The sequence below is a fragment of the Streptomyces sp. SID13726 genome (assembly GCF_010548375.1).
Lineage (GTDB): Bacteria > Actinomycetota > Actinomycetes > Streptomycetales > Streptomycetaceae > Streptomyces.
Window position 1 is genome coordinate 85,564 of sequence record NZ_JAAGLY010000011.1, and the last position, 21,524, is coordinate 107,087.

Below are 21,524 nucleotides of genomic sequence, written 5' to 3' on the forward strand. Positions count from 1 at the left end.
TGCGCCCCGGTCAGACCTGCGGTGTGGCGGGAGGCGTACGCCCCGGTCAGTCCTGCGCGACCGGCCCTTCGACCGGACTACGTCAAAGCCAGAGGCACCGTGATGGTGAGATGGTCGTCGGTGGTCGGCAGAGCAGTGGCACGTGCGTTCATACGCGCTGCGAGATGCCCGATCACTCGGCTGGTCAGCTCCTCGTCCCACTCGGCCGTGCCTTCGGGTGGCAGACGCATCTCCTCCCCGGTCGGCGGGTTGTCACCGAGGTAGCGCGCTGTGTCCATGTTGACGACCCAGCAGGCCAGCGCGATCTTCACCTGCCCGGGCGCCGCCCACTGCGCCCGTACGTGGGCGCACATGCGGAAGTCGTCGCCGCCGAACGTGACCGTCGTGGAGAACGGCCTGCCCCGCGGGTACTGCCGTATCAGCTCGCGCACCGCCGGTTCCACCACGGCTCGCGCCATCGGTTCCGTGTACATCCGCCGCCCCCCTGTCCAGTCGGCCTTCAGCATCCCAGACGGGGCCTGTCACGGACAGATCGGCTGCCGTCCCGGCCGTTTCCCCGGCGTGGGCGAGATCCCCTTGTCATGCCGAGTCCGGCGCGCCGACCAGGTTCCGGTAGGCGCCGAGCACGAGTCCGTGGAAGTGGTGCACGCCGTGCTCGGAGAGTCCGGTTCCGGAGGGGTCGTAGACGATGCGGCCCTGGTCGAAGACAGGCGTCCGCATGCCGCGCTGCACGCTCTCGACGAGGGTGATGTCCTGCTGTTGCAGCACGTCGTCGATGTACTTCACGGACTCGGCCTCGGCGGGGGTGAGTTCGGCCGTCTCGAAGTAGAAGTCCCAGGTCTCCAGGGTCAGTTCGGGACCGGCGGGCTGGATCTGGAGGACCATGAAGTTGCCGCGCCCCGGGTAGCGCAGGAGGCAGGTGTTCGGCCACAGCCACCACACCGCGTGCTGGTCGACCGTCGCGCCCGAGACGTCGTAGGCGGAGTTCTCGCCCTTGCCGGCCTCGGCGAAGTGGCTGGACCAGATGCCGTGGGTCCGGACGTCGTAGGTCCTCATGTCGACCAGGTCGACGAACTCCTTGTGCGCGATGTGGCAGTGGTAGCACTCCAGGAAGTTGTCGACGACGTTCTTCCAGTTGCTGCGCAGTTCGTACGTCAGGCGCTTGGCGTGCGTCAGTTCCGCGATGTCCGGGGCCCAGTGGGCGATCTCGGCCGCGAGGTCGGGGGCCTGGCGGGCGAGGGGTTCGGCGGCCGGGTCCAGGTTGACGTAGACGCAGCCGCCGAACTCCTCGACCGGGACGCGGTCCAGGCAGATCCGCGACTTGTCGAAGGTCGGCATGGCGTCGGCGCGCCGGGCCGACCGCAGTTCGCCGGCGAGCGTGTAGGTCCAGGCGTGGTAGGGGCAGACGATGTTGCGTGTGGTGCCGGAACCCGAGAGCAGTTCATGGGCGCGGTGTTTGCAGACGTTGTAGAAGGCCCGCAGGGTTCCGTCGCGGTCCCGGACGACCGCGACCGGCATTCCGGCGACGGTCGCGGACACATAGCTGCCCGGTTCCCTGAGTTTCTCGACGTGACAGATCCATTGCCAGGTGCGCGCGAAGACGCCCTTCATCTCGGCGTCGAGCCATTTCGGGTCCACGTAGGCCTCGGAGCGAAGCGACATGGAGAGCGCGGGATCTTCGTGATAGCCCGCGGCGATGCTGCGCACGTCATCGATCGTGACGGGAATCATGGCGCGAGATTACGGCCGATTGGACGTTCGTTCAACCCTGCCCGCCTTGATCCGCATGGCAGTTGCTCGGGTGCGGGTGCACTACGGCGCCAGTGCGATCTCCTCGCAACGCGTCACCGCGCGCCGCAGCGAGGCCCGGTCCAGTCCGAGGAGCGCGGTGAGCCACATGCCGTTCTGGACGACGTCGATGTCGGCCGCGCGCCGATTGCACTCCCGGCGGTCCAGGTCGGGCCGGGCGGCGTGGATGAGTTCGGCGAGACCGGAGCGGTAGCGCTTCTGTGCCGTGGTGTTGATCGCGGCGAAGTCCTCGTGGGCCTGGGCGAGGGACCACAGTTGCAGCCGTAGCGACAGATACTCCGTGGTCAGGAACTCCGGTGCCGCCACCCGCCGTAGCGCCGCGCGCAGTTGGCGTTCCGGCGACGCCCCGGGGCCCGGTCTGACGAGGGCGACGTCCTGCTCCTCGATGCAGCGCAGGGCGGCGGAGATCAGTCCGGTCTTGTCCTCGAAGTAGTAGTTGACCAGCCCGAGGGCGACACCGGCCTCGCGGGCGACGGCACGCATGCTGACGCCCGAAATACCGTGCCGGGAAAGGAGGGTGAGCACGGCGTCGAGGATGCGCTCCTGCCGGTCTTTCTCCGGGACTTCGACAGGGGGACGGGGCATCACGGCAGCATAGCCGGAGGGCTGTGTCGCCCTGGGGGCACCATCCGCTCCCCTCCCTCGCCCGGCGGCACGGAGGGAACCGTTCCGGCGCCGTGGGACATCTGGCCCGGCGTGGGTCTGATGATGTTGTTCCTCGGGTTGATGTTCATGGGGGCGTGGGCGGCGGCCGGCGGCGCGCTGGTGTACTCCGCCATCACTTTGGCGCGCGTCTGGCCGGCGGACTGGATGCGCCGTGCCGGGAGCCCGGCCGTACGGCTGCTGATGCCGACGCCCGCGTACCTGCGCTTCGACAAGTCCCTCGCGGTGGCGGCCCTCCTGGCCGACCTGTGGCTGGTGTCGACCGCCGTCGTGTTCGGGTCGGACGGCATCTTCACCGAGGACTGGATGGGCTACCCCGGCATGATGGATCCCAACGGACAGGGCTACCAGGCGGGAGTGGTCAGCGCCCTCCGCGCGACGGCGTGGTGGACCTTCGGGATCGCGGCGCTGGGCCGCTGCTGGATCACGGCCGGCGTCCAGGTGTGCGTCCTGCCGCTGGCGGCGTGGTGGATCGGATCGTTCGACACCTACTACAACTGACGCCCGGCGCGCGCTCCAGCCGCCCACTTGCCTGCCAGGAAAGTCAAAGATAACTTTCCCAGTAGGAAAGTGAAGCAGCGACGGAGGGGCGAGCCCGTGGGCACACCGGTGGATGCCGAACAGGCATGGCGGGATCTGCAACGCATCCGGGTTCCGCAGGAGCGGGTGTACGACGAGGTCGAGCGGTCCGCCGCGGGCGGCTGGGGCACCACCTGGGCGACGGCCACGCTGATGTGGCTCTTCCTGGCCGGCCTGGGCCTCGACCTGCCCGGATGGGGCGTGGCCCTGGCCATCGCGGGGTACGCCGCGCTGCTCGGCGCCCTCGCCGTGCTCCAGAACCGCCGGAGCCGGGTACGGCTGCACCACACCCGCGTCACCCGGCGGATGCTCGGCACCTTCGTCGCGGGGGCGTTGGTGGTCGGCACGACGACCCTGCTGTCCGGACGGCTGCTCGATTCGCTGGAGCCGATGTCCGCCGGCCTGCTCCAGGCCACCGTCTCGGCTGCGGTGTTCGTGCTGTTCGTGGGGCCGTCAAGCCGCTGGGCGGCCAGGTCGGCGCGGCGCGGCGCGGCGGACACGGGAGCGGCGGAGGCGGGCCGATGAGCACCCCCGCCGGTTTCGACGAACTGATCCATCCCGCCACCCGCCTCTCGGTGGTCGCGCTGCTCGCCGCGACGGAATGGGCGGACTTCGCGTTCGTCCGCGACAGCCTCTCGCTCAGCGACTCCGCGCTCTCCAAGCAGTTGCACACCCTGGAGGAGGCCGGATACCTGGAGCTCCAGAAGGAGGGCGGCGGCCGAAAGCGGCGCACGAAGGTGCGTCTGACGGACCGCGGCCGTACCGCCTTCGAAGGCCACGTCGCGGCACTCCGGGCGATCGTCGAGGGCGCCGGTCCCTCCGCGACGACCGCAACCACGCCACAACAGCCCCGCCCGGCGGGAGCAGGACGATGACACCGAACCGCATGCCCGCCCAACCCGTCGTCCACGTACGCGACTTGACCATGGCGTACGGCGGTCTCGACGTCCTGCACGGGGTCGACCTGGATATCCACCGCGGAGAGGTCTTCGCGCTGCTGGGTCCCAACGGTGCCGGGAAGACCACCACGGTCGAGATCCTGGAGGGTTTCCGACGGCGTTCCGGTGGCGAGGCGAGCGTCCTCGGCACGGACCCGGAGCGGGGCGACGACGCCTGGCGCGGCCGGATCGGGCTGGTCCTGCAGTCCTGGCGGGACCATCGCCGCTGGCGGGTCGCCGAGTTGCTGACCCATTTCGCCATGTACTACCCCGATCCGCGCGACCCGGCCGAACTGCTGTCCCTGGTGGGCCTGACCGACCAGTCCGGCCGTCGGGTGGACCGGCTGTCCGGCGGGCAGCGCAGGCGGCTGGACGTCGCGCTCGGCATCGTCGGACGCCCCGAACTCCTCTTCCTGGACGAGCCGACGACCGGCTTCGACCCGGAGGCGCGCCACGAATTCCACGTCCTGGTCGAGCGGTTGGCCCATGACGAGGGCGTCACCGTCCTGCTCACCACCCACGATCTGGCGGAGGCCGAGCGGCTCGCCGACCGGATCGCCATGCTGGTCGGCGGCCGTATCCGGGCCTCCGGCACGCCTGCGGATCTGGCCCGGCGGGCCGCCGCCCGGGCCGAGGTGCGCTGGACGGCCGACGACGGCACGCCCCGCCGCGAACGCACAGAGGACCCCTCACGGCTGGTCTGGGAACTCCACCGACGCGCGGACGGTCCGATACCCGACCTGGAGGTCCGCCGCCCGACGCTGGAGGACACCTATCTGCACATGGTGCACCAGGAGACCGACGGCACGGACGGGGCCGTGGACGAGGAGGTCGAGGCAGCGTGAACAGGGCACTCATGACGCACAGTTGGCGTGCCGGGCTCCAGCGCGGCGGCATCGAGCTGCGGCACCTCCTGCGCAACGGCAAGGAGTTGTCCGGTCATCTGACCAACGTGGTCGTCGCGCTGCTCGTCGCCGGTTACGTCAGCGACGAGGTGCCCGGCACCCGGACCCCCATGTCCCATCTGGTGCTGGCGGGCTTCGCCGCCTATCTGCTTTTCCAGATCGGGCTGATCAGCCTCCCGCAGATCCTGGTGACCGAACGGGAGGAAGGCACCCTGCTGCGACTGCGCGCCACACCCGGCGGGATCCCGGCCTACCTCGTCGCCAAGTGCCTACTGGTGACCGTGGTGGCGGTCGGCACCCTGGCACTGCTCCTGGGAGCCGCTGCCCTCCTGGTGGACGGACCGCTGCCGCACGGGCCCGGCGACTGGCTGACCCTGCTGTGGGTCACGACGCTCGGACTGCTCGCCGTCGTCCCGCTGGGAGCGGCCGTCGGAGCGGTACTGCCCAACCCCCGCGAGGCGTTGGCGTTGCTCATGCTGCCGACGATGGGGCTGCTGTTCATCTCCGGGACGGTGTACCCGATCACCTCGCTGCCCGTGCCGGTCCAGCAGGTGGCCGCGGTCTTCCCGCTCAAGTGGACGGCCCAGGGGCTGCGTTCGGCACTGCTCCCCGACACGGCACGGACCGCCGAGGCCGCCGGCTCCTGGGAACTCCCCATGGTCGCCCTGGTCCTGACCGCCTGGACGGTCCTCGGTTTCCTCCTCGCCGTACCCCTCCTGCGCCGCGCCGCCCGCCGCGAGTCCGGCTCCCGTCTGTCCGCGCGACAGCGCAGGGCGGTCGAGAGCGGCGCACCGCCGATGTGAGTGGCCGCACAAAGGCCCGTCACGCAGGCATATTTCGCTGGCCCCGCCATGACGGCGGCACATAAGGTCACCGCGTCCCAGGAGGTGAGGCCGTGAGCACTTACGGCACGATGTTGATTCCCCTGCCGCTCGAAGAAGCGGCTCCCGTCCTGCGCGAGGTCTGCGCGTCCGGCTACGCGATCTCCGCCGGACCGGGCTTCTGCCTCCTGCATCCGGACCGGTTCACCGACGACAACGGCGTCTTCGAACTCGCCGGGCCCGTCAGTGCCCGGTTGCCCGTTCCGGTCCTGGCCACCTTCCAGTACGACGGAAACTGGCTGAAGTTGGAGGTCTGGCGCGACGGCGTGCGCGCCCACCGCTACGAATCCGACCCGGACCGGGACGACCAGACGGACAGCGGGCCCGAGGGCGCGGAGCCGGCCGCGTTCCTGGACTTCGCCGCCGGCCCCGTGGACCACCACCGCCTGGCCTCCGCACTCGCGGACATCCCGACCGACCCACGGGACATGGATGTCGACGGCGATCCGGGCTACGTCTGGGCCCAGGCCCTGCACTGGGACGTACTGGGCGCACTCGGCCACCCCGACCAGGTGATCCGGCGCGCGCAGTGGGACCACTGCCACATGCGCCGCGATCCGCAGCTGTACGGGAAGGCACTGGACGGCACCGCGCTCGTAGTCCTGGGCGTGTCCGAACCCCTGTCCTGAGACCGGGAGTTCCAGCGGGCGGACCTCCCGGGTCCCGGGACCCGGACGGGGGTGCGGCGCCTCGGGCTCAGGTCACACCCAGCGGCCGTCCGCCGTCTTCGTCATACCGCTGAGGGCGATGGCGGTGGTGAGGGTGCCGGTCTTGGCCATGACCTTTCCGACCGCGCGGGTGACGACGATCCCCGGAAGGTGCGGGCGCTGTTCACCCACCTGGGGGACGATGCGCTGGCGCACTTGCGGCGGTGAGGGACGAATCCTCGCGATGCCAGAGGGCGTGAACGCTGTGCATAGTGAGTGCTGCGTCCCCGGGCGGACGCGTACGGAGGGGGAGACTCGTGGTGCGCTACGTTCACCACCAACTGATGACTGTGGTTGAGGTAGGGGCCGCCGTGGCCGTCTCCGCGCCTGTCGCCTTCGGCGTGCGTGGACTGCCGCAGCTCGACAGCGCCAAGGTGGCTGCCCTGCTGTACTTGGCAGGGGCCAGCGCCTTCTTCGGTCTGCTGGCGGTCTCGACCCGGTTGAACTGGCTGGGCGGCGAGAAGGGGGATTTCGAGAGTGCCGTCCCGCTGACTGCCCCCGAGGCGATACTGCCCTCGCCACGTAAGTCCCTGCTCCGAAGCTTCGACGTGGCGTTCGTCGTCATCGTCACCCTGCCCTCCCTGGCCTTCGGACTGCTCTGGAGCCCCTGGGGCATCGGTTGGCTGGTCTTCTTCGTGCCGGAGCGGATCGTCAAGGGCGTGTACGCGCTCCTGTGGGAGCGGCGCCACGACGTACTCCTATGGCGTGGCTCGGTAGCGGAACAACCCCTGGGCAAGGGCCAGTTCCTCTACTCCTCACCGCGGACCGCGATGCCCGGATGACGGCGCGCTGTGCGTCGTCGCGCCCCGTCCGGCGGTACGTCCAGATCATGACCGACCGCCGTGCGTATCCGAGGGTGAGGAGTTGGGGGCGGCCGATCAGCCGGGGAAGTGAAGCAGGGCTCTTTCGTCGAGGTCGGGCTCGTTACGTCTGAGGGTGGGCCGCGGAGAAGGCACGGGTCATGAACTTGCGGCACAGCCGGGGGCGTCGAGGACGTCGTAGACCTGTCCCGGCGGTCTCAGTTCGCGCCGCTGGACGTCGCCGTCCTGTCGAGAACAGGGGGCTCAGCCTGGAGCCGGCGAAATGCGGGCGCGTGGGGTGCGGCGGGGGCCAGGGTGTAAGTGACGATGGTCAACCCGGGGTCCGCGGGGACCTCGAGGGCGTCGTAGTCGAGGTCGAGATCGCCGACGGCGGTGTGGTGGAAGTGCTGCTGTCCGCTGCGGTAGTACTCGACGTCGTGCGCGTCCCAACGCATCGCGAACTCGGGGCTGTGGGTGACGAGTTCGTCGATGAGGTCGGCCAGGTCAGTGTTGCCGGGTGTGCGGGCGGCTTCGGTGCGCAGGCTGCCGACGGCGGCATGGGCGATCTGCTCCCAGTCGCGGTAGAAGCGGCGGGCACGCGGGTCGCAGAAGACGAAGCGGGCAAGGTTGGGCGGCTGCTCGGTGGTGTCGAGCGCGTCCTGGTACAGGGCGCGGGCGAGCTGGTTGGTGGCGAGCACATCCAGGTGGGCGTTGCGGGCGAAGGCGGCGGCGCCGGTCATCGCGTCGAGGATCTGCTGAATGCTGTCGCGGACGTGCGAGGTGCCGCCGTCGCGGTCAGGGGCGCGGTGCGGGGAGCCGGCGGCGCGGACGAGGGCAGCCAGATGGGCGCGTTCGACGTCGTCGAGTTGGAGGGCGGTGGCGAGGCTGTCGAGGATCTCGTCGGAGACGCCGCCGACGTTGCCGCGTTCCAGGCGGGTGTAGTACTCGACGCTGATCGCGGCGAGCTGCGCGACCTCCGAGCGTCGCAGACCGCTGACCTGACGGCGCCCGCCGAAGTCCGGCAGACCGGCCTGCCGCGGGGTGAGACGGGCACGGCGGCTGGTGAGGAAGTGGCGGATGTCCTCACGGACGGTGTCGGCTGGCACGCCTTCAGCGTAGGACACGGCCTCCGTCGGAGGGTCCCTGCCAGTGCCCCTCCTGACAAGGACTCCCTGTTCAGATGAGGTGCGTGGTTCTGTGAAGAGGTGACCGGGCCGCCATGGCCGACACCGTTCCTCACCCTGAGAACCCTCAGAACCCTGAGAACCCTGAAAAGGATCACAGACCGTCATGCCTCCCACCACCTCACCGCACCGGTCGCAGGAGACGGGCGCGCCCGAGAACCGTCGGCACGCCACCGCGACCCTAGCCGCCGCCGTCCTCGGCTTCTTCGTGATCACCCTGGACGCGACGATCGTGAACGTCGCCCTGCCCTCGATCGGTGACGCGCTGGGCGGCGGGATCACCGGCCTGGAATGGGTCGTCGACGCCTACACCCTGATGTTCGCCGCCCTGCTGCTGTCCGCCGGGGCTCTCTCGGACCGGGTCGGGGCACGCCGCGCGTTCGCCGGCGGCCTGAGCCTGTTCATCGTCGCGTCGGTAGCCTGCGGACTCGCTCTTTCGGAGCCGGCCCTCATCGCTGCCCGTGCCATCCAGGGCATCGGCGCGGCCGTCACCATGCCGACCTCGATGGCGCTCGTGCGCCAGGCGTTCCCCGACCCGGCCCGCCGGGCGCGCGCGGTGGCCGTGTGGGCGATGGGCGGTGCCGTGGCCGCCGCGGCGGGCCCGGTGCTCGGCGGCCTGCTGAGCCTGGCCTCCTGGCGCATGATCTTCCTCGTCAACGTGCCGGTCGGTCTGATCACCCTGTTCCTGCTGCACCGTACCGAGCCCTCGCCGACCCGGCCCTCCCCCTTCGACTGGATCGGCCAGATCACCGCGGTCCTGGCGATGGGCGGTCTCACCTTCGCAGCGATCGAGGCGGGCGCTGCCGGGTTCTCCGCGCCGCAGGTCCTCCTCTCGCTCGGTGTCGCGATCGCCGCGCTGGCAGCGTTCGTCACTGCGCAGGCCAAGGTGGCTCACCCGATGGTGCCCCCGGCCCTGTTCCGGTCCCCGACCATGGTCGTCGCCACCGGCATCGGCTTTGCGTTCATGGTCGGCTTCTACGGGCTGCCGTTCTTGTTCTCCCTGTACTTCCAGCAGCACGGCCTTTCGGCGCTGGGCGCCGGGCTCACGTTCCTGCCGATGATGCTGTTCAGCGCCTGTCTGACGCCGTTGTCCGCCCGGATCGCCGAGCGCACCGGTCCCCGCGTGCCGGTCATCGCCGGACTGGTCCTGCTCGCGGCCGGGGCGATCGCCCTCGCGCTGGTGCCCGCCTCGCTGCCGGTGTGGGCGAGCGCGCTGCTGCTGATCCCCGTCGGTACGGCAGGACCGCTGGTGATGCCCCCGACGACCGCCCTGCTCCTGGAGCACGTGCCCGCCGAGCAGACCGGCACCGCCGGCGGCGTGTTCAACACCAGCCGCCAGATCGGCGGCGCCCTGGCCGTGGCCGTCTTCGGCGCACTGGTCTCCACCCCGGCCGGCTTCCAGCACGGTCTGCGCGTCAGCCTCACCCTCGCCGCCGTCGTCGCCCTGATGGCCGCCCTCGCCGCTCCCGGCCTGGGGCGCAGCAGGGCAGCCTGACGGCCGCGCCGATCCGACACGCCCTCGGCTGCGCCGGGGCCGGGATCGGTCCGGCGACGGCCCGCGCCTTCGCCGCCGAAGGCAACCAAGCACTGCCGGACGTCTGCGACTTCACCTACGACAACACCGGCGTGCAGACGCCGAACGCGGAGACCGCCGACACCGGGTTCAACCGCGTCCAAGCCATCACCCCGCGCGACGTGTGGGACTGCGTGAAGTACGAGCGGCAGCAGCTGCGCAACCCGTGACCTCTGAATTCCTCCCCGCACCACCCTGAAGACCAGCAAGGAGCCCCCGCCATGCGTGCAGCCATCCTCTACGGCCCCGGCGACGTCCGCGTCGAAGAACGCGACACCCCGAAGATCCTCAAGCCCACCGACGCCGTGATCCGCACCCTCGCCACCTGCGTGTGCGGCTCCGACCTGTGGGACTACCGCGGTATCAACCCCGCCAAGGACCCCGCCCCCGTCGGCCACGAATACGCCGGCATAGTCGAAGAAGTCGGCGACGAGGTCACCGACGTACGGCCCGGCCAGTTCGTCGTCGGCTCCTTCTTCGCCGGCGACGGCACCTGTCCCAACTGTCGCAACGGCTACCCCAGCAACTGCCTCGACCGTGAGTTCGTCGGCGGCTGCCAGGCCCAGTACATCCGTATCCCGTACGCGAACAGCACCCTCGTCCCCACCGCCGAACTGCCCACCGACGCACAGGTGCCCGACCTGCTCGCCTGTTCCGACGTGATGGGCACCGGCTGGTGGGCCGCAATCGCCGCAGGCGTGCAGCGTGGCGACACCGTCGCCGTCGTCGGCGACGGAGCCGTCGGCCTCTGCGCCGTACTGGCCGCCCGCGAGCTCGGCGCGGAGCGCATCATCGCCATGTCCCGCCACATCAGCCGCCAGCAGCTGGCCCGCGCCTTCGGCGCCACCGACATCGTCACCGAACGCGGCACAGAGGGCGCGGCCCACATCAAGGACATGACCGGCGGTATCGGCGCCGACCGCGTCCTGGAGTGCGTCGGCACCGAGCAGTCCAACCGACAGGCCCTGGGCGCCACCCGCCCCGGCGGAGGCATCGGCATCGCCGGCGTCCCCCACGGCGTCCAGATCGACGGCGCCGCCCTGTTCCACTCCCACGTCAGCGTCCAGGGCGGCCCCGCCCCCGTACGCCGCTTCCTGCCCGACCTCGTCGACCGCGTTATGGCCGGACAGATCAACCCCGGCCGCGTCTTCGACCTCACCCTGCCCCTCGACCAGGCCGCCGAGGGCTACCGGGCCATGGACGAACGCCGTGCCGTCAAGGCGCTCCTGCGCCCTTGACACCTCAGATGGGCCGCCTGTAGGCGTGCCAGCACGGCACGCCGGCCGCGTTCCGGGTACGCAGCCTCCCCACGGACGGGGCCCACCGTTTCGCAACCCGCCTCAGGGCGAGGTCACCGCACCCTCCCCCGCGGCTTCAACGGCAGCGCCGGCAGCTGGGGAGCCGACAGCACATCTCTACAAGATCCGTTACCGGGCGGTGGGCGGGGACCAGCGGGAGGACTCGGGGTTCGCGACCCAGGACCGGGCGACCGAGCGGCTGTTGGATATCTACAACGCGAGGAAGGCAACGCCGCGCAGCCTGGGGCCGGCATCGGTGAGGCACCTGGAGTCGCTGCTGGACATCCATCTGCTGCCGCAGCTGGGCAGTCGGCGGATGGAGAGCTTCGACAACACCGCGGAGGAGGCCGAGCGCATGGCCGCCGCCGCGCAGGCCGCCGCCCGGGCCGGCGTCCCGTCGATGGTCGGCTTCAACAACCGGCGTGTGCCCGCACTGGCACACGCCGCCCGTCTGATCGCCGAGGGCCGGCGAGGTGCGGCACGTCAGGGCCCAGTACCTCCGGGACTGGATCGTGGACCCCGAGTTCCCACTGGTGTGGCGGCTGCGCAGGGAACGGGCCGGTTCCGGCGCCCTGGGGGACCTCGGGTCACACGTCATCGACCTCCTCCAGCATCTGACCGGAGAACGACTCACCGGAGTGTCGGCGACGCAGACCACGTTCGTCACCTGAGCACCCTTTGCCCGCTCGTTCCAGTGGACTCTCCGCGCGGGCGGGCAACCGGCGTGGCCGGGTGACCGTCGACGATGCGACGGCGTTCACCGGTCGGATCACGGTCCGGTCCGGCGTTCACCGGGCGCGCGCCGCAGGTGACGTCCTTGGCCGGAAGACGGCCGGTGGCCAGGTAGGCGTTGACCGTAGCGTCGACACACGGGGCGCCGTAGACACCGTAGACCGCGTGCTGGTCGGCTCCGCGCAGGGTGACCAGGCGGGAGGAGGGCCATGTCCGGCGCACCGCTGTGGCGCCCTCGTAGGTGGTGCGCGGGTCTCCGGTGGCGTTGACGAGCAGAGCGGGGAGGTCACGCCTGATGGTGGTCGGGCGCTCGCTCGGCGGATTCCAGAACGCGCAGGGGGTGAGGTTGTTCGTGACAGGGCCGAACAGCGCGTCCCGCACGCGGGCGTGCTGGATGTCGCGCCAGTAGACCTCAGGATCACGCGGGGCGGCGATGTCACCGCACACGATCGCCATCTGGACGCTGCCGTAGTGGGAGTCGGCCCCGGTCAGCATGAACGTGAGAGCCTCGGCGAGCCATGGGGACGGGGTGACCCTGTGTCCGTCGGCCGCGCGCAGCATGTCCCGTACCCCCTGTGCGAAGTCCCCGTAGGCGGCATCGTTGTCCTGCGAGAGGCCGTTGAAGACGACGAGGGGCACTGTGTGCTCGTCCACCCGGTGGGTGCCGAGCCGCAGTGGAGCGCGGGTGGCGGCGGCCCGGACGTGGTCGACGGTCGCCAGCACCGCTCCGCGAGTGCGGCCCAGGCCGTAGGTCGTGTCACGGGCGGCGGCCCAGGAGGCCCAGCCCTCCAGTGCGTGGCGGTTGGCCTTCTCGGTCCCCCGCAGCAGCCGGGGACTGTAGCGGTCCGGGTCTATGACACCGTCCAGGACGACCCGATCGGTGTGGCCGGGGAACATCGTGGTGTACACCTCGCCCAGGTAACTGCCGTACGAGTAACCCAGGTAGGAGATCCGCCGCTCGCCGAGCGCGGCGCGGATCACGTCCAGGTCGCGCGCGGTGTTGCGGGTGGTGACGTACGGCAGTACGTCACCGGCGTGCTGCCGGCAGCGCTGGGCGAGGTCCTGGGAGAAGGTAGTCATGCGGTCGAACCCGGCGCGGTCGACGCCGGCGCTCCGGAACGCGGAGCCGGTCGGCCAGTGACAGTCCAGCGGGGTGCTGCGGCCGACGAAGCGGGGATCCACGCCCACCACGTCGTACCGTGCGCCGACGTCCTGCATGGCCTGGCGCACCCACGGCGGGTCGCCGATCGTCCGCCCGCCGGGGCCACCACCGTTCAGCAGCAGCGGGCCGACGCGGTGGGCGGTGTCGGTGGCGCGGATCCGGGAGATCGCGACGGTGATCGTCCGGCCGCCGGGGTCGCTGTAGTCCAACGGCACGGTCACGTCGGCACATCGGGCGCCCGCCTGCTCCAGCTCCTTGCCGGTCGCGTCGTCCGGGCCGAGCACGCAGCTCTTCCAGTCGAGGCTCTGATGGTGGTAGCGGGCGAGGGGGTCGGGAGCGGCCTGGGCCGGGAGAGCTGTGGCGGGCAGCGCGGTGAGGGCGAGAGCGGTGGCGGCCAGGCCCAGGGCGGCCTTTCTCACCGTTCCGGGAGCGCCCTGCGGCGAGGAGGGTAAGCGGATCACTGATGTTCCCCATCTGTTGGTTGTGGTCCTTCGGAAGGCGGGTCCTCGCAGAAGGCGGTCTGCACCACGTCGAGGAAGTCCTGTTCGACCTGGAGCGTGTCCGGTATTTCGTTGAGCGCGACGGCGACGCTCCGCCCACCGGGGCCTACGGCGGTCAGCGCCCGGTGGCCTCCCGGCACGGTTCCCGCATGGCCCCACCACAGGCCGCCGCAACGCAGCGGGGAGGCGATCAGGCCGAGTCCGTAGCGGGCGCCGGGCCATAGCCGGTCGGGGTCGGCGGCCACCGTCCGCCGCATGTCGGCCAGTTGGTCGGTGGGCAGCAGACGGCCGCCGAGAAGCGCGGTGATGAACCGGGTCAGGTCAGCGGGCGTGGAGATGAGGGCGCCACCGACCCCGCCGAAGGTCATGTTCCAGGCGGTGCCGTCGGCGAGGCGGCTGTCCTCGGAAGTGAAGTAACTGCGTGAGTGCGGTCCGTGGATGCGGGTGTCGTCCCCGGGCCAGTATGTGTCGCGCAACGCGAGGGGCCGGATCACACGGCGGGTGATCTCCGCCTCCGGAGAGTGGCCGGTGACCTCGCGGATGATCAGGCCCGCGATGAGGTAGTTGGTCGTGGCGTAGTGCCACGCACCGCGCGGACGCGGCAAGTCGAGGGCGCGGGCGACGAGTTCGCGCGGCTCGAAGTGGCGATACCGGAGGCGTTCGGGGTGCTCCCACTCGGGTGCGTCGAGGTAGTCGGGCAACCCGCTGGTGTGCCGCAGCAGCTGTCGTACGGTGATCCGGCGGCCGTCGTAGCCGTCCTGCCGGATCAGACCGGGCAGATACCTGTCGACGGGATCGTCGAGAGCGATCCGGTGCTCGGCGGCGAGCTGGAGCACGACCGTCGCGGTGAACGTCTTGGTGACGCTGCCCGCGCGTAATCGGTCGGTGGCGTTCATGGGGCGGCCCGTGCTCAGGTCGGCCGTCCCGGCGGTCTCGGTCCGGCTTCCGCAGGACGCGCCTGTGGTGGGGTCGGTGATCAGGACCGCGGCACCGGTGATCCCGTCGCGATCGGTGAGCGTGCGCAGAGCCTGACGCAGCTCGTCGTGCGGTCCGCAGTCGGCGTGCTGCCGGGCAGCGGGCGGCTGTGCGGCAGCCGGAACGACGGGCATGACCAGGGCCGTCAACAGAGCCGCCACGCCTGTGCGTCTGCCCAGCGTCGAGGTGAGGAGGGAGGATGCCATGCGTCACAACGCTAGACACGCGCCACAGCGGGAGCACTCCGGCTGGCAGCCGTTACGCGGGTGGGGGCAGCCACAGCCCGGAACAGGGGGCGTTCCCCCGGGGGAAGACCGACCTGTCCCGGTCACCGTGCCTTCCCCGGTTCGATCCGTTGAGGCCTCTCCAAGCCGGCCTCGTTCCTCGGCCTCTTGCACCGATCGTCCGATCGCGAGGGTCGACCGGCCGTTCCGCTCATGGGTTCACGTACGACGGTCGTCGCGAGCGAGGTGATCCGAAGTGGGCAGACGGACGGTGTTGTTCTTCTCCGGCGCCGTTCGGCTGCGGAGCGCCGGACGGAGTGCCAGCTGGGCGGCACACAGAGCCGTTCCGGCGACCGCACAGGCCACTGCCAGCCCTGTACGCCCGACATGGCTGAGCAGTGTGGTGCCGACCAGCGGGCCGAGCATGGCACCGATATTCCACGTGGCGGAGGCGACTCCCATGTACCCGCCGCGCAGGCCCGCTGGTGCGAGGTCGGCGAAGGTGGTGCCGAACATGACGGCGATGCCTGTCTGGCCGAGGCTCCAGACCAGGACCGATACCGCGTAACCGGAGTTGCTGTGCACGATGGAGTTGGAGCCGACACCAGCACCGACCATGAGCATGGAAAGTGCCAGCACCGTGCTGGGGTCGCGGCCCGCGAGCAGTCGTACCGCCAGTGGCTGACCTGCGACGATGAGGAGGCCGTTCAAAGCCAGCATCGTGCCGTACGTCGCAGCGCTGTGGCCGTCCGCCGTCATGGCCAGCGGGGTCGTCGTGAAGGTCTGCAGGAACAGCGTGAAGTAGGCGACGTGGACCAACACCATGGCGATCATCAGCCGGTCACGCAGGAGTGTCGGCAGAAGTGCCCGCCGGGTCTGCTTGAGGGTGCGTGCACGGGTTTCGGGGACGCGGCGCCAGACGATCAGCGCCGCGATGACCGCGGCCGTCGCGTTGATCCAGAACAACAGGCCATACCCTCGCCGGGCCAGGATGCCGGCGCTTGCCGTGGCGACGGAGAAGCCGAGGTTGGTCGCCCAGAAGAGCAGCCCGAACGCTCGGATCCGCTGCTGCGGCGGGAGGTCGGCCACCGCGGCCGACCCCGCGGGGCGGAACAGGTCCCCCATCAGCCCGACGCAGGCCGCCGCCGCCCAGATCGTCGGCAGCGTGTCGGCAGATCCGAGTCCGACGAGCGCCACCGCGGTCCCCAGGAACCCTGCGAGCATCGTGTGGCGTCGGCCGATCCGGTCGCTCAGCCAGCCCCCGAGGATCTGGGAGCCGATACCTCCGGCCCCGACCGCTGCTACCACCGCGCCCGCGGTCGTCGGTGTCAGACGCTGCTCCTGGGTCAGGTAGAGCACGAGGAAGGACTGCACGGCTCCGCCGGCCCGGCTCACGAAGTGCGTGGCCGCAAGGGCCCACACCAGGTTGGGCAGATCCAAACGCAGGTGGGAGGTCACGCGACCGGACCTCGTGCTGTTCGGAGTGGGTGTCAGGGAGGTCGTCATGTCGGTGACCCTAGAGACGCTGCAGCATTAAGAAAAGCGATGAATTCCGATGAAGATAATCGCTAATCGATATGCTTGATGCCATGACCGATGTAGAGCTGCGCCATCTGAGGACCATGGCTGCCATCGCTGATGAAGGAACGTTCGGGGGAGCGGCGGGGAGGCTCGGCTACACGCAATCGTCTGTGAGCCAGCAGATCGCCGCGTTGGAGAAGGCCGTCGGGGGCGCGGTCTTCGATCGGCCTGGGGGACCCAGGCGGGTACGGATCACCCCTCTTGGTCAGGTCGTTCTGGCGCACGGTCGCGATCTGCTCACGAAAGCGGGAGCGCTGGCAGACGCCGTCGACCGCTTCAGGGCGGGCAACGGCCGGATCGACATCGGCACGTTCCGGGGCGCGACCAACACGATCCTGCCGACCGTCGTGCGCCAGTTGCTGAGCGAGCACCCTGGCTGCGACATCAGGCTGTCCGAGGCGGAACCGGAGGACCCGAGGATCGGAGATCGTGATCTCTTGTTCCACTACGGTCAGCTCGAAGGCGACGTCGAGCATGTCGAGTTGCTCGACGAGCCGTATCTCTTGGTGGCCCACGCCGGCACGTTCCCCGACGGGCCCGTGTCGGTGAAGCTGCTCAACAACGCTCCGATGGTCGCCTGGGCGGCCGGCCCGCACCAGACATGGCTGGAGCGGACCCTCGCCAGAGCCGGAGCGAGGCCGCGCATCGTGTTCAGAACCGCAGGCCACGAATCCATCGTGTCCATGGCGCGGGCGGGCATCGGTTCGGCGGTGCTGCCCGCACTCGCCCTCCACGGATCCGACGCCTGGTCCGACGACCGGCTCAGTATCCACCGACTACAGCCGTCGCCCACCACCACGTGGTACCTGTACTGGCCGACCGGACGCACCCAGTCGCCGCTCGCCGCGCGGGCCATCGCCATCGCCCGTGAAGCCGCCGAAGAGCTTGTCGGCCAGATGTGACATCGGACGAGGCTCGACTGGTGGATCGTGCCCGTTTGCCGGCGCGAGCGCACTGCGCGGTCATGCGCACCGGATTCCGCGCGCCCAGCTCATTGAAATCGCCTCAGGCGATTAATTTGATCGAAATCAATCACTTTTTATGATGTTCCGACTGACCTAGCGTGGTGCCCATGACCGATCACCTTTCGAACGGCGAGAAGCTCTTCAAGATCAACGATGCCGAACTGTGCGTCGAGACCTTCGGGAACTCCGCGAACCCGGCCGTCCTGCTGATCGACGGTGCGAGCGCCTCGATGCTGTGGTGGGAAACCGAGCTGTGCGAACGGATCGCGCTCGGCGGCCGGTTCGTGATCCGCTACGACAACCGGGACACCGGCAGATCCACCAACTACCCGCCGGGCCGGCCGAGCTACGCATTCACCGACCTGGCCGGGGACGCGCACAGCATCCTGGACGCCCTGCACGTCGAACGCGCGCACGTCGTGTGCCGGTCCATGTCAGGCGGCATCGGGCTCATCATGGGCGTGGACCACCCCGACCGGGTGGAATCGCTGACATTCGTCTCCACCTCCACGGGCGAGGACGGACTCCCGTCGGCGTCGGACGAGCTCACCAGCGGAATCCCCGAGAACCCGGACCCCACCGACTCGGGCGCGGTGGTGGACTTCGTCGTAGCCTCGGCGAAGGCGTGTTCGGGGGGCTCGCCCTACTTCGACGAAGCCGCCACGCGCGTGCTGGTCGAGCAGGACGTGGCCCGCACCCGCGACATCGCGGCCACCCTCGTCAACCACTACACGATGTCCTTCGACGGATCGTCCCGCGATTTCGCTTCCATCAAGGCGCCGACCCTCGTGGTGCACGGCGACCACGACCCGGTTCTCCCGCTCCCGCACGGACACGCGCTGCACGAGGCGATTCCCGGCGCCGAGCTGCTGATCCTGGAAGGGGCCGGGCACGACCTGCCAAGGCCCCTGTGGGACACGTTCGTCCCAGCACTGCTCCAGCACACGGAAAGGGGTCGACGATGACCCGCCTGCGTTCTGCGCTCTGGCTGCCGCTCTTCGACGGTCTCGCCGACCCGATGGCGGTCGCCCGGCTGGCTGCCGAGGCGGAGGAGGCGGGGTGGGACGGCGTGTTCGTATGGGACCACCTGCGCTGGCGGGCGCCGGTCGGGCATGTGGCAGACCCATGGATCACGCTGACTGCGATCGCCACCGCCACCGAACGCCTCCGGTTCGGCCCCATGGTCACCCCTCTGGCACGCCGCCGACCGGCCAAGGTCGCCAAGGAGACCGCGACACTGGACCGGCTCAGCGGCGGACGCCTCACGCTCGGCGTCGGACTCGGCAGCGACCGCTTCGCCGGCGAGCTGAGCGCGACCGGCGAGGAACTCGATGACCGGCTCCGGGGTGAGATGCTCGACGAGTCACTGGAGATCCTCACCGCCGCGTGGTCCGGCCGGCCGGTGCACCACCACGGCCGGCACTACACCGTCGACGGCGTCTCCTTCCTCCCCCGACCGGTTCAGCTGCCCGGCGTGCCCGTATGGGCAGCGGGTTTTCCGGGCAAGGCCAAACCGATGCGCCGTGCCGCCCGGCATGACGGCTTCTTCCCGGTCAATCTCGAACACCCTGACCAGCTCGCCGACGTCGTCGCCACCCTCACGGATCTCCGCCGACAGGAGACGACCCCGTACGACGTCGCCGTCCCCCTCCCACCCGGCACCGACCCGACGCCCTTTGCCGAGGCGGGCGCCACTTGGTGGCTGGCGGAGTTCGATCCGGAAGAAGTGTCACTGGATCAGGTACGAGGTGTCATCCATGACGGTCCCGTCGATATCGCTGTCGAGCAGATCCGTTGACCAGGATCTCCAGCCTGTCCGACCACGAAGCGGAACCACGCCTGAACAACGAACACCTCTGTTGCGCCGGCCGCGTCGCCCCGCGATCGGACGCTCGGCATCGGTTGCGGCACAGGTCCGCGCGCATCGCCGAGAGAGGGACGGGCACGACCCACGCCTAGAGATTTGCGCTGGTCAACGCACTCGCCCACGCGGCTTCAGCGCCACAGGCGGCAGTTCCGGCGCCGCGAGCGGAGCCCCGTCGTACCCCTTCACCTCTCCGAACCGCGACCCTTCCATCCAGTCCCGGCGAGCCTGTTCGATCTCCGCCTGCGACCGCCCAATCCAGTTCCAGAACATGACGAGCTCCTCCTCGAACGGCTCACCCCCCAGCAGCATCAGCCCCGCGTCCGACTCGGCGCGCAGCGGGAGTTCGGTGCGGCCGCAGCCGAGGTAGAGCATCGAGCCGGGCAGGAGGGGGACGCCGTCCACGTGGGTCTCGCCGGACATGGACAGGACGGCGTACTCGAAGTCCGGTTCCAGGGGCAGGCGTACGTCCGTGCCGCCGGTGACGGCCGCGTCGGCGCCGACGATCGGGGTGTACGCCGTTCCGGGTGAGCGTGCGCCGTCGAGGTCGCCTAGGATCAGCGTGGCCGTGAGGCCGAGGGCGCTGATCTGCGGCAGCTCGGCGTGGTGCTCGAAGCGCGGGTCGGTGTGGCGGTGGCTGTCCGGGAGGGCGACCCACAGCTGGGCGCCGTGCAGGAAGCGGGCATGGGACCTCGGGCTCTCCTCGGAGTGGCTGATCGCGCGGCCGGAGGTCATCAGGCCCAGCTCACGGGGGCGGATCGTCTGGAGGCTGCCGGTGGAGTCGCGGTGCAGCACCTCGCCCTCGTGCAGCCAGCTCACGGTCTGGAGGCCCATGTGGGGGTGCGGGGGCACCTGCATGCCTGGTTCGTCGGCGATGTCGTCGGGGCCGTAGTGATCGACGAAGCACCAGGCGCCGACCATGCGCCGGCCCAGGTTGGGCAGCAATCGGCGCACCTCGGAGGACTCGCCGAGCTTGACCCGGCGAGGGCTGAGGAGTTCCCGCACGGGCTCCGCGACGACGAAGCCGCGGCCGCCGCACAGGGCGGGAACCGCCTCACGATCAAGATTGCTCATGTCGCCCAACCTAGCCCCGGGAAGCGATTCCCGTCAGGCCGTACCCCGGCTCCGTGACGGGCGCTTCTCGCACACTCCGCATACCCCGCATACTCCGCATACCTCACGGCCAGACACGACGATAATAACCATGTATCGTATCCGGCATGAGTACGGCACACGAGGGCGCCACGCCCGGTTTCCTGGTCTGGCGGCTGTCGATGAAGTGGCGGGTCGCGGTCGACCGCGCGGTGGCACCGCTCGGGCTGACGCACGCCCAGTACTCGCTCGTCGCCTCGCTGTACGGCATGCAGCGCGCCGGTGAGCGGCCCAGCCAGCGGCGCCTCGCCGACCGGACCGGCCTGGAGGCGCTCTACGTCTCCAAGCTGGCGCGCTCCCTGGAGAGCGCCGGGCTCCTGGAGCGCACCCGGGACCCGCGCGACCCGCGCGCGGTGCAGTTGGCGCTCACCGAGCAGGGCCGCGAGCGGACCCGGCAGGCCGTCGAGGTCGTCCAGGACCTCCTGGAGCAACTGCTCGCGCCGCTCGGCGGCCTGGGCAGCGACCGCACGCGGGAGTTCGAGCGCGAGCTGTCGACCCTGCTCGACGCGCCTCTCGACCCGTTCGTCATGCACAGCGATTCCGACAAGGAGCAGTCATGACCACCACCACTCCCCTGCTCGACCCCCGGGTCATCGCCCTGGCCCACTACGCCGGCCGGGCCCTCCTGGAGCGGGTGCTGGCCCGCCACGGCGTCACCTTCCAGCAGTCCGTCACGCTCCGGCTCGCCGCCGTCGCCGAGGGGCCGGTCGAGCGGGACCGTGTCGTCGAGGGCGTGGTCGGCGCGCTGAAGATCGACCCGGCGGAGGCGCAGGGCGTGGTGGACGAGCTGATCGCCGCCGGACTGCTGGCCCCTCAGGAACCGTCCCGGGTACGGATCACGGACGCCGGACGGGAGCTGTACGCCCGCACGTCCGCGGAGACCGCCCCCGTCTCCGCCCGGATCTACGCCGGTATCCCCACGGAGGACCTGGCAGTCGCCGGGCGCGTGCTGAGCCTCATCACCGAGCGGGCCGACGCGGAGCTCGCAGTTCTCGGCAAGTAGCGTCCGCAGAAAGGCGGTTGGGCCCGGTT

General features: G+C 70.2%; 24 protein-coding genes and 1 pseudogene. 15 read left to right on the plus strand and 10 right to left on the minus strand.

Going from position 1 to position 21,524, the window contains the following annotated elements; all coding sequences use genetic code 11:
- Positions 1–77 precede the first annotated feature (77 nt).
- The 3 genes from G3I78_RS27200 to G3I78_RS27210 all read right to left on the minus strand — a co-directional run bounded on the left by G3I78_RS27200 (position 78) and on the right by G3I78_RS27210 (position 2,394).
- Positions 78–473 carry a hypothetical protein gene (locus tag G3I78_RS27200; protein WP_164429149.1) on the minus strand — a complete coding sequence of 132 codons (396 nt, stop codon included), beginning with the start codon at positions 471–473 and terminating at the stop codon, positions 78–80.
- 106 nt (positions 474–579) lie between these two features.
- Entirely contained in the window at positions 580–1,707 is a 1,128-nt protein-coding gene (locus G3I78_RS27205; RefSeq protein WP_343243858.1) for an SRPBCC family protein, read from the minus strand.
- A 105-nt stretch (positions 1,708–1,812) separates the two neighbouring features.
- Positions 1,813–2,394, minus strand: coding sequence for a TetR/AcrR family transcriptional regulator (locus tag G3I78_RS27210; protein ID WP_164429150.1), 582 nt, complete (start codon positions 2,392–2,394; stop codon positions 1,813–1,815).
- 120 nt (positions 2,395–2,514) lie between these two features.
- Here G3I78_RS27210 and G3I78_RS27215 point away from each other — a divergent pair, with 120 nt between their 5' ends.
- The 6 genes from G3I78_RS27215 to G3I78_RS27240 all read left to right on the plus strand — a co-directional run bounded on the left by G3I78_RS27215 (position 2,515) and on the right by G3I78_RS27240 (position 6,404).
- Positions 2,515–2,973, plus strand: coding sequence for a hypothetical protein (locus tag G3I78_RS27215; RefSeq protein WP_239158073.1), 459 nt, complete (start codon positions 2,515–2,517; stop codon positions 2,971–2,973).
- 96 nt (positions 2,974–3,069) lie between these two features.
- Positions 3,070–3,576 carry a hypothetical protein gene (locus G3I78_RS27220; protein WP_343243859.1) on the plus strand — a complete coding sequence of 169 codons (507 nt, stop codon included), beginning with the start codon at positions 3,070–3,072 and terminating at the stop codon, positions 3,574–3,576.
- Entirely contained in the window at positions 3,573–3,926 is a 354-nt protein-coding gene (locus G3I78_RS27225; RefSeq protein WP_164429151.1) for a transcriptional regulator, read from the plus strand. The genes G3I78_RS27220 and G3I78_RS27225 overlap by 4 nt, the downstream gene beginning before the upstream one ends.
- 11 nt (positions 3,927–3,937) lie before the next feature.
- Positions 3,938–4,834 (plus strand): ABC transporter ATP-binding protein, encoded by an 897-nt coding sequence (locus G3I78_RS27230; protein ID WP_239158074.1) that lies wholly within the window; start codon positions 3,938–3,940, stop codon positions 4,832–4,834.
- An 11-nt stretch (positions 4,835–4,845) separates the two neighbouring features.
- Complete coding sequence (locus G3I78_RS27235) at positions 4,846–5,697, plus strand: ABC transporter permease (RefSeq protein WP_164429476.1); 852 nt, start codon at positions 4,846–4,848, stop codon at positions 5,695–5,697.
- Between the two features lie 92 nt (positions 5,698–5,789).
- Positions 5,790–6,404, plus strand: coding sequence for a hypothetical protein (locus G3I78_RS27240; protein ID WP_164429152.1), 615 nt, complete (start codon positions 5,790–5,792; stop codon positions 6,402–6,404).
- A gap of 78 nt (positions 6,405–6,482) precedes the next feature.
- Here G3I78_RS27240 and G3I78_RS27245 read toward each other — a convergent pair.
- Positions 6,483–6,569, minus strand: a pseudogene (locus tag G3I78_RS27245) (D-alanyl-D-alanine carboxypeptidase); the annotation flags it as partial.
- 197 nt (positions 6,570–6,766) lie between these two features.
- Here G3I78_RS27245 and G3I78_RS27250 point away from each other — a divergent pair.
- The gene (locus G3I78_RS27250; RefSeq protein ID WP_164429153.1) at positions 6,767–7,264 is read left to right on the plus strand and encodes a hypothetical protein; all 498 of its coding nucleotides are present in this window, start codon (positions 6,767–6,769) and stop codon (positions 7,262–7,264) included.
- A 236-nt stretch (positions 7,265–7,500) separates the two neighbouring features.
- Here the strand turns inward: G3I78_RS27250 and G3I78_RS27255 are convergent, their stop codons facing one another.
- Positions 7,501–8,388 carry a helix-turn-helix transcriptional regulator gene (locus G3I78_RS27255; RefSeq protein ID WP_164429154.1) on the minus strand — a complete coding sequence of 296 codons (888 nt, stop codon included), beginning with the start codon at positions 8,386–8,388 and terminating at the stop codon, positions 7,501–7,503.
- A 184-nt stretch (positions 8,389–8,572) separates the two neighbouring features.
- Here G3I78_RS27255 and G3I78_RS27260 point away from each other — a divergent pair, with 184 nt between their 5' ends.
- A complete protein-coding gene (locus tag G3I78_RS27260) occupies positions 8,573–9,961 on the plus strand; it encodes an MFS transporter (protein ID WP_164429155.1) in 1,389 nt (462 codons plus the stop codon).
- A gap of 299 nt (positions 9,962–10,260) precedes the next feature.
- Positions 10,261–11,277 (plus strand): zinc-dependent alcohol dehydrogenase family protein, encoded by a 1,017-nt coding sequence (locus tag G3I78_RS27265; RefSeq protein WP_203615584.1) that lies wholly within the window; start codon positions 10,261–10,263, stop codon positions 11,275–11,277.
- Between the two features lie 270 nt (positions 11,278–11,547).
- On the opposite strand, the gene G3I78_RS27270 is transcribed toward G3I78_RS27265, so the two are convergent.
- Positions 11,548–11,751, minus strand: coding sequence for a hypothetical protein (locus G3I78_RS27270; protein ID WP_164429007.1), 204 nt, complete (start codon positions 11,749–11,751; stop codon positions 11,548–11,550).
- Positions 11,752–11,810: 59 nt separating this feature from the next.
- Here G3I78_RS27270 and G3I78_RS51275 point away from each other — a divergent pair, with 59 nt between their 5' ends.
- A complete protein-coding gene (locus tag G3I78_RS51275; protein WP_343243860.1) occupies positions 11,811–12,008 on the plus strand; it encodes a Gfo/Idh/MocA family oxidoreductase in 198 nt (65 codons plus the stop codon).
- Here the strand turns inward: G3I78_RS51275 and G3I78_RS27280 are convergent.
- The 3 genes from G3I78_RS27280 to G3I78_RS27290 form a co-directional block, all read right to left on the minus strand.
- Complete coding sequence (locus tag G3I78_RS27280) at positions 12,001–13,650, minus strand: alpha/beta hydrolase (RefSeq protein ID WP_343243861.1); 1,650 nt, start codon at positions 13,648–13,650, stop codon at positions 12,001–12,003. The two genes, G3I78_RS51275 and G3I78_RS27280, sit on opposite strands and share 8 nt — an antisense overlap.
- A gap of 38 nt (positions 13,651–13,688) precedes the next feature.
- Positions 13,689–14,912 carry a serine hydrolase domain-containing protein gene (locus tag G3I78_RS27285; protein WP_164429157.1) on the minus strand — a complete coding sequence of 408 codons (1,224 nt, stop codon included), beginning with the start codon at positions 14,910–14,912 and terminating at the stop codon, positions 13,689–13,691.
- Between the two features lie 237 nt (positions 14,913–15,149).
- The gene (locus G3I78_RS27290; RefSeq protein WP_164429158.1) at positions 15,150–16,436 is read right to left on the minus strand and encodes an MFS transporter; all 1,287 of its coding nucleotides are present in this window, start codon (positions 16,434–16,436) and stop codon (positions 15,150–15,152) included.
- 83 nt (positions 16,437–16,519) lie between these two features.
- Here G3I78_RS27290 and G3I78_RS27295 point away from each other — a divergent pair, with 83 nt between their 5' ends.
- The 3 genes from G3I78_RS27295 to G3I78_RS27305 all read left to right on the plus strand — a co-directional run bounded on the left by G3I78_RS27295 (position 16,520) and on the right by G3I78_RS27305 (position 19,274).
- The gene (locus tag G3I78_RS27295; RefSeq protein WP_164429159.1) at positions 16,520–17,413 is read left to right on the plus strand and encodes a LysR family transcriptional regulator; all 894 of its coding nucleotides are present in this window, start codon (positions 16,520–16,522) and stop codon (positions 17,411–17,413) included.
- A 170-nt stretch (positions 17,414–17,583) separates the two neighbouring features.
- A complete protein-coding gene (locus G3I78_RS27300; protein WP_164429161.1) occupies positions 17,584–18,441 on the plus strand; it encodes an alpha/beta hydrolase in 858 nt (285 codons plus the stop codon).
- Complete coding sequence (locus G3I78_RS27305; RefSeq protein ID WP_164429163.1) at positions 18,438–19,274, plus strand: LLM class flavin-dependent oxidoreductase; 837 nt, start codon at positions 18,438–18,440, stop codon at positions 19,272–19,274. The genes G3I78_RS27300 and G3I78_RS27305 overlap by 4 nt, the downstream gene beginning before the upstream one ends.
- A gap of 174 nt (positions 19,275–19,448) precedes the next feature.
- Here the strand turns inward: G3I78_RS27305 and G3I78_RS27310 are convergent, their stop codons facing one another.
- Positions 19,449–20,414, minus strand: coding sequence for a pirin family protein (locus tag G3I78_RS27310; RefSeq protein ID WP_164429165.1), 966 nt, complete (start codon positions 20,412–20,414; stop codon positions 19,449–19,451).
- Positions 20,415–20,560: 146 nt separating this feature from the next.
- Between G3I78_RS27310 and G3I78_RS27315 the strand changes: the two genes are divergently transcribed.
- The gene (locus G3I78_RS27315; RefSeq protein WP_164429167.1) at positions 20,561–21,052 is read left to right on the plus strand and encodes a MarR family transcriptional regulator; all 492 of its coding nucleotides are present in this window, start codon (positions 20,561–20,563) and stop codon (positions 21,050–21,052) included.
- Entirely contained in the window at positions 21,049–21,495 is a 447-nt protein-coding gene (locus G3I78_RS27320; RefSeq protein ID WP_164429169.1) for a MarR family winged helix-turn-helix transcriptional regulator, read from the plus strand. The genes G3I78_RS27315 and G3I78_RS27320 overlap by 4 nt, the downstream gene beginning before the upstream one ends.
- The last annotated feature ends 29 nt before the right edge of the window (positions 21,496–21,524 follow it).

Coding starts and splice junctions, on each gene's coding strand:
- G3I78_RS27295 (WP_164429159.1), top strand. CDS start 16,520: ATGACCGATGTAGAGCTGCGCCATCTGAGGACCATGGCTGCCATCGCT.
- G3I78_RS27225 (WP_164429151.1), top strand. CDS start 3,573: ATGAGCACCCCCGCCGGTTTCGACGAACTGATCCATCCCGCCACCCGC.
- G3I78_RS27210 (WP_164429150.1), bottom strand. CDS start 2,394: ATGCCCCGTCCCCCTGTCGAAGTCCCGGAGAAAGACCGGCAGGAGCGC.
- G3I78_RS27200 (WP_164429149.1), bottom strand. CDS start 473: ATGTACACGGAACCGATGGCGCGAGCCGTGGTGGAACCGGCGGTGCGC.
- G3I78_RS27265 (WP_203615584.1), top strand. CDS start 10,261: ATGCGTGCAGCCATCCTCTACGGCCCCGGCGACGTCCGCGTCGAAGAA.
- G3I78_RS27285 (WP_164429157.1), bottom strand. CDS start 14,912: ATGGCATCCTCCCTCCTCACCTCGACGCTGGGCAGACGCACAGGCGTG.
- G3I78_RS27235 (WP_164429476.1), top strand. CDS start 4,846: ATGACGCACAGTTGGCGTGCCGGGCTCCAGCGCGGCGGCATCGAGCTG.
- G3I78_RS27290 (WP_164429158.1), bottom strand. CDS start 16,436: ATGACGACCTCCCTGACACCCACTCCGAACAGCACGAGGTCCGGTCGC.
- G3I78_RS27305 (WP_164429163.1), top strand. CDS start 18,438: ATGACCCGCCTGCGTTCTGCGCTCTGGCTGCCGCTCTTCGACGGTCTC.
- G3I78_RS27230 (WP_239158074.1), top strand. CDS start 3,938: ATGCCCGCCCAACCCGTCGTCCACGTACGCGACTTGACCATGGCGTAC.
- G3I78_RS27215 (WP_239158073.1), top strand. CDS start 2,515: ATGATGTTGTTCCTCGGGTTGATGTTCATGGGGGCGTGGGCGGCGGCC.
- G3I78_RS27315 (WP_164429167.1), top strand. CDS start 20,561: ATGAGTACGGCACACGAGGGCGCCACGCCCGGTTTCCTGGTCTGGCGG.
- G3I78_RS27310 (WP_164429165.1), bottom strand. CDS start 20,414: ATGAGCAATCTTGATCGTGAGGCGGTTCCCGCCCTGTGCGGCGGCCGC.
- G3I78_RS27250 (WP_164429153.1), top strand. CDS start 6,767: ATGACTGTGGTTGAGGTAGGGGCCGCCGTGGCCGTCTCCGCGCCTGTC.
- G3I78_RS27300 (WP_164429161.1), top strand. CDS start 17,584: ATGACCGATCACCTTTCGAACGGCGAGAAGCTCTTCAAGATCAACGAT.
- G3I78_RS27320 (WP_164429169.1), top strand. CDS start 21,049: ATGACCACCACCACTCCCCTGCTCGACCCCCGGGTCATCGCCCTGGCC.
- G3I78_RS27260 (WP_164429155.1), top strand. CDS start 8,573: ATGCCTCCCACCACCTCACCGCACCGGTCGCAGGAGACGGGCGCGCCC.